This is a genomic window from Streptomyces alkaliphilus, from assembly GCF_014141535.1.
GTDB lineage: Bacteria > Actinomycetota > Actinomycetes > Streptomycetales > Streptomycetaceae > Streptomyces > Streptomyces alkaliphilus.
Genome location: NZ_VKHT01000476.1, coordinates 1 through 3,912, shown reverse-complemented (window position 1 = coordinate 3,912; position 3,912 = coordinate 1). Strand labels below are relative to the sequence as shown.

Sequence of the window (3,912 nt, the reverse complement as noted above, 5' to 3'; positions counted from 1 at the left end):
GCTGCTCGACGGGGAGGGGGCCACCGGTCCCGGCGGGGGCGACGGCTCCGCCGCGTCCGCCGGCCCGGGCACGCCGACGGAACCGGCGGAGTCCACCGACGCCGACGCCGACGCCGACACCGACGCCGAACCGGCGGAGGGGGCCGGCGGAACCGGGACCGACCCCGGGCCCGTCCCCGACCCCGGTGCCTCTCCGGAGGGGGAGGGCGACCCGGACGGGCCCCCCGGGGCGGACGCGCTGCCCGCCGCCTGGATCGGCACGTGGGAGGGCGAGGTCACCATGCTCGGCGGCATCCCCTCCGGCCGGGTGGAGATCGTCCTGGAGGCCGGCGGCGTCGGCGAGCGGGTGGGGAGCATGACGCACACCCCGCTGATCGGTCCGAGCACCTGCACCGACGTGCTCACCCTCGTCTCCGTCGACGGGCAGGGTGGTGAGCTGCGCTTCGAGGCCGAGCTCGACGAGAAGGACTCCGGCTCGCCCGGCGTCTGCGCCACCGGCGTCTTCGAGACCGTGCTCGAGGCGGTGGACGGGGACGGAAGGGCCGCCGACTTCCGTGCCCTGCACCCCGACGCCTCCCACGAGGGCGTCGTCCGGCTCCGCTGACCACCGCGTACGCTGGATCCGACCCCGGCACCGGGCGTCGCGGACCGGGGCCGGGCCCCGGGGCGGCCGGTGCCCCACCTCGCCGAAGGGACGCGCTCCATGGCCCGCAGCCCCGAGCTCCAGCCGGTCCTCGACCGCGCCGCCGAGGGCGGCCGGATCTCCCCCGAGGAGGCGCTGGAGCTGTACCGGCACGCGCCGCTGCACGCGCTGGGCTCCGCCGCCGACGCCGTGCGCCGTCGCCGCTACGCGGGCACCGAGCACATCGCGACGTACATCATCGAGCGGAACATCAACTACACCAACGCCTGCGTCACCGCCTGCAAGTTCTGCGCCTTCTACGCGCCCCCCAAGAGTGAGGACGTGTGGGTGCGGGACCTGTCGGACATCCTGCGGCGCTGCGAGGAGACCGTCCGGCTCGGCGGCACGCAGATCATGTTCCAGGGCGGCCACCACCCCGACTTCGGCGTGGAGTACTACGAGCGGCACTTCTCCGCGATCAAGGAGGCGTACCCGCAGCTGGTGATCCACTCGCTGGGCGCCTCCGAGGTGGACCACATGGCGCGGATCTCCGGGGTCGGTCCCGAGGAGGCGATCCGCCGGCTGAAGGAGGCCGGTCTGGACTCCTTCGCCGGGGCCGGTGCCGAGCTGCTGCCGGAGCGTCCCCGTACCGCCATCGCGCCGCTCAAGGAGTCCGGCGAGCGGTGGCTGGAGATCATGGAGATCGCCCACCGGTCGGGTGTGGAGTCCACCACCACCATGCTGATGGGCACCGGCGAGACCAACGCCGAGCGGATCGAGCACCTGCGGATGATCCGCGACGTCCAGGACCGCACCGGCGGCTTCCGGGCGTTCATCCCGTACACCTACCAGCCGCAGAACAACAAACTGCGCGGGCGCACGCAGGCGACGGTCTTCGAGTACCTGCGGATGATCGCCGTGGCGCGGCTCTTCCTGGACAACGTCGCGCACATCCAGGGCTCCTGGCTGACCACCGGCAAGGAGATCGGTCAGCTCTCGCTGCACTACGGCGCCGACGACCTGGGCTCGGTGATGTTGGAGGAGAACGTGGTCTCCTCGGCCGGTGCCAGGCACCGCTCCAACCGGCTGGAACTGCTGCACCTGATCCGGGCCGCCGGCCGGGTGCCCGCGCAGCGCTCGACCACCTACGAGCACCTGGTGGTGCACGAGGACCCCGCGCTGGACCCCGCGGACGACAAGGTGGTCTCCCACCTCTCCTCGACCGCGATCGAGGGTGGCAGCGCCCACCCGGAGCTGAAGCTGCTCGACGCCTCCTGAGCGGACGCGCCGCCCGGCCCGCGACCGTGCCGACCGCCCCCGGGCACCCGCCCGGGGGCGGCGGTGCCCCCGGCCGGGGCGGAACGGGAGGCTCCGCCCCGGCCGGGGGTCAGGCGGCGACCGCCACCCCGGACGACACGGGCGTCAGCGCCTCCATCAGGTCGGCCCGGGCCCGGGCCACCCGGGAGCGGACGGTGCCGATCGGGCAGCCGATCACCCGGGCCGCCTCCGCGTAGGGCAGGCCGAGCACGCGGGTGAGCACGAAGGCCTCCTGCCGCTCGGCCGGCAGCAGCTCCAGCAACTCCCGCAGCGCCACGCCCTCGTCGAACCCCGGCACCCCGCGCGGCTGGGTCCGTTCCGCGATCATCCGCCAGTCCTCGGCCGTCGCGAGGACCGGTCGGCGGGCGGCGGAGCGGTACCGGTCCACCACCGCCCGGCGGGCGATGGAGAGCAGCCAGGAACGGGCGCAGGAACGCCCCTCGTAGGAGGCCAGGCCGCGCAGTGCCCGCAGGTAGGTCTCCTGGGTGAGGTCGTCGGCGGCCCCGAGGTCGCCGGAGAGGTGGGCGGTGAAGCGCCACACGTCCTTCCGGGTCTCGCGGACGAATGCCTCCAGGGCCTCCCGGTCGCCCCGACCGGCGGCCAGCGCGAGGGCGGTGACGGCGGAGTCCCGTTCGCCCCGGGTGTCCCGGCGCGGGGGCGTCTCCCCGGAGGATTGTTCGTCGGCCCTCCCGGGCGCTGCGCCCGGTGCCGCGGGGAACCCCCGGCCCGCCGGGGGCGGGACCGGCGAACCGCCTCCGCCGTCCGGCCGTCCGGGGAACGGAAGCGGCCGGGGAAGGAGGTTCGGGGCCGGCCGGTGCTCGACCCGCGTCCGGGGCGTCGTCGGCGCGGGGGTGGTCGTGGATGTCACGGCGGATCCTTCGCGGTCGTCGACCCCCGTGCGCGGTGCCGTTCGGTCGGGCCGGTGCCGGGAGGGGCGCGGCCGGATCGGGAAACGGCGGACGGGCCGTGGCGCGGGGGCCGGTGGTCGGTGTCCCCGGTCGGCGCGGCCGAGCGGGTCCTCGCCCGGCGCGCGGCGCGCACGGGCGGTGGTTCAGCACACCGCGGGCGAAGGGGGGCCCCGTCGGGAGAGGGCGTGGCGCAGCAGGACGGCGCGCACGGGGGTGAACCCGCCGTCCGTCGCGACGGCCGTGCGGGAACACCGTGCCGGGGCGTTCCCGTGGACGCGGGCGCGCGCGACCAGACGCAGGGGTTCGGCCAGCAGCGCCGCTCCGGCGCGCACCGCGCCGAACAGGGCGGCCTCACCACGCCACAGCCACAGCGCGCAGAACAGGGCGGCCACCGCGTGTGCGGTGACCATGCCGGGGGTCCAACCGTGGCCGAGGGCCGTGCCCCCGGCCTCGCCGACCGCGTGCCCGGCGTGTCCGGTGAACCCGGGGTGTCCGGTGTGGTGCGCGGCGGTCCCGGCCGCGCTCCCGTGGACGGCCCCGGTCGGGTGCGGGCCGGCGGGCAGCAGGGTGAACAGCGTGTGCGACGCGAACTGCGCGGCGACGGTCGCGGCGATGATCACCCGGCCGGCGAGTTCCCGCCCGGTCGCCGGCAGCGCGCACAGCGCGAGGCCGACCAGGACGGCGAGCAGCGGCCCGGGGGCGACGCCGTGCCCCGACATCAGGACGTGTCCGCCGGCGGTCGTCACCGTGCACACGGCCGCGAAGAACACGGCGCGTGCGAGACGGAGAGCCGGACCGGTGGACATGGGGCTCATGGTGACAGCGCGCCGGGGCACGGAGAACGGTGGGGCACGGATTTGTGCGACCGGTGACAAGAAATCGGCCGGGAGGACCACCCCCGCCATTCGGTATGAGCCAGATCACACTCATCGGTGGAGTTCGGGGGAACCAACCGGGCGGCCCGGACGACTGCTGAACGGGTGCCGCCGGGCCGGCGGGGCGCCCCGGTCCCGATGTCCCCGATCCGTACTCCCCCCACAGGAGTCATCCATGACCATCCAAGCC

At 75.5% G+C, this 3,912-nt stretch carries 3 protein-coding genes and 1 pseudogene; 2 read left to right on the top strand and 2 right to left on the bottom strand.

Annotated features, from left to right (window positions below; genetic code table 11):
• Together FNQ90_RS15240 and mqnC are read left to right on the top strand one after the other, a co-directional pair.
• Positions 1-604, top strand: a pseudogene (locus FNQ90_RS15240) (hypothetical protein); the annotation flags it as partial.
• A 99-nt stretch (positions 605-703) separates the two neighbouring features.
• On the top strand, positions 704-1,900 hold the full coding sequence (gene mqnC / locus FNQ90_RS15235; protein WP_182606881.1) for a cyclic dehypoxanthinyl futalosine synthase: 1,197 nt from the start codon (positions 704-706) through the stop codon (positions 1,898-1,900).
• Between the two features lie 109 nt (positions 1,901-2,009).
• Here mqnC and FNQ90_RS15230 read toward each other — a convergent pair whose 3' ends face one another.
• Together FNQ90_RS15230 and FNQ90_RS15225 are read right to left on the bottom strand one after the other, a co-directional pair.
• The gene (locus FNQ90_RS15230; RefSeq protein WP_194432558.1) at positions 2,010-2,543 is read right to left on the bottom strand and encodes a sigma-70 family RNA polymerase sigma factor; all 534 of its coding nucleotides are present in this window, start codon (positions 2,541-2,543) and stop codon (positions 2,010-2,012) included.
• A gap of 447 nt (positions 2,544-2,990) precedes the next feature.
• Positions 2,991-3,653 carry a hypothetical protein gene (locus FNQ90_RS15225; RefSeq protein WP_182606879.1) on the bottom strand — a complete coding sequence of 221 codons (663 nt, stop codon included), beginning with the start codon at positions 3,651-3,653 and terminating at the stop codon, positions 2,991-2,993.
• Between the last annotated feature and the right edge of the window lie 259 nt (positions 3,654-3,912).

What these genes read in the sequence shown, in the direction of transcription:
- mqnC (WP_182606881.1), top strand. Translation starts at nt 704, where the DNA reads ATGGCCCGCAGCCCCGAGCTCCAGCCGGTCCTCGACCGCGCCGCCGAG.
- FNQ90_RS15225 (WP_182606879.1), bottom strand. Translation starts at nt 3,653, where the DNA reads ATGTCCACCGGTCCGGCTCTCCGTCTCGCACGCGCCGTGTTCTTCGCG.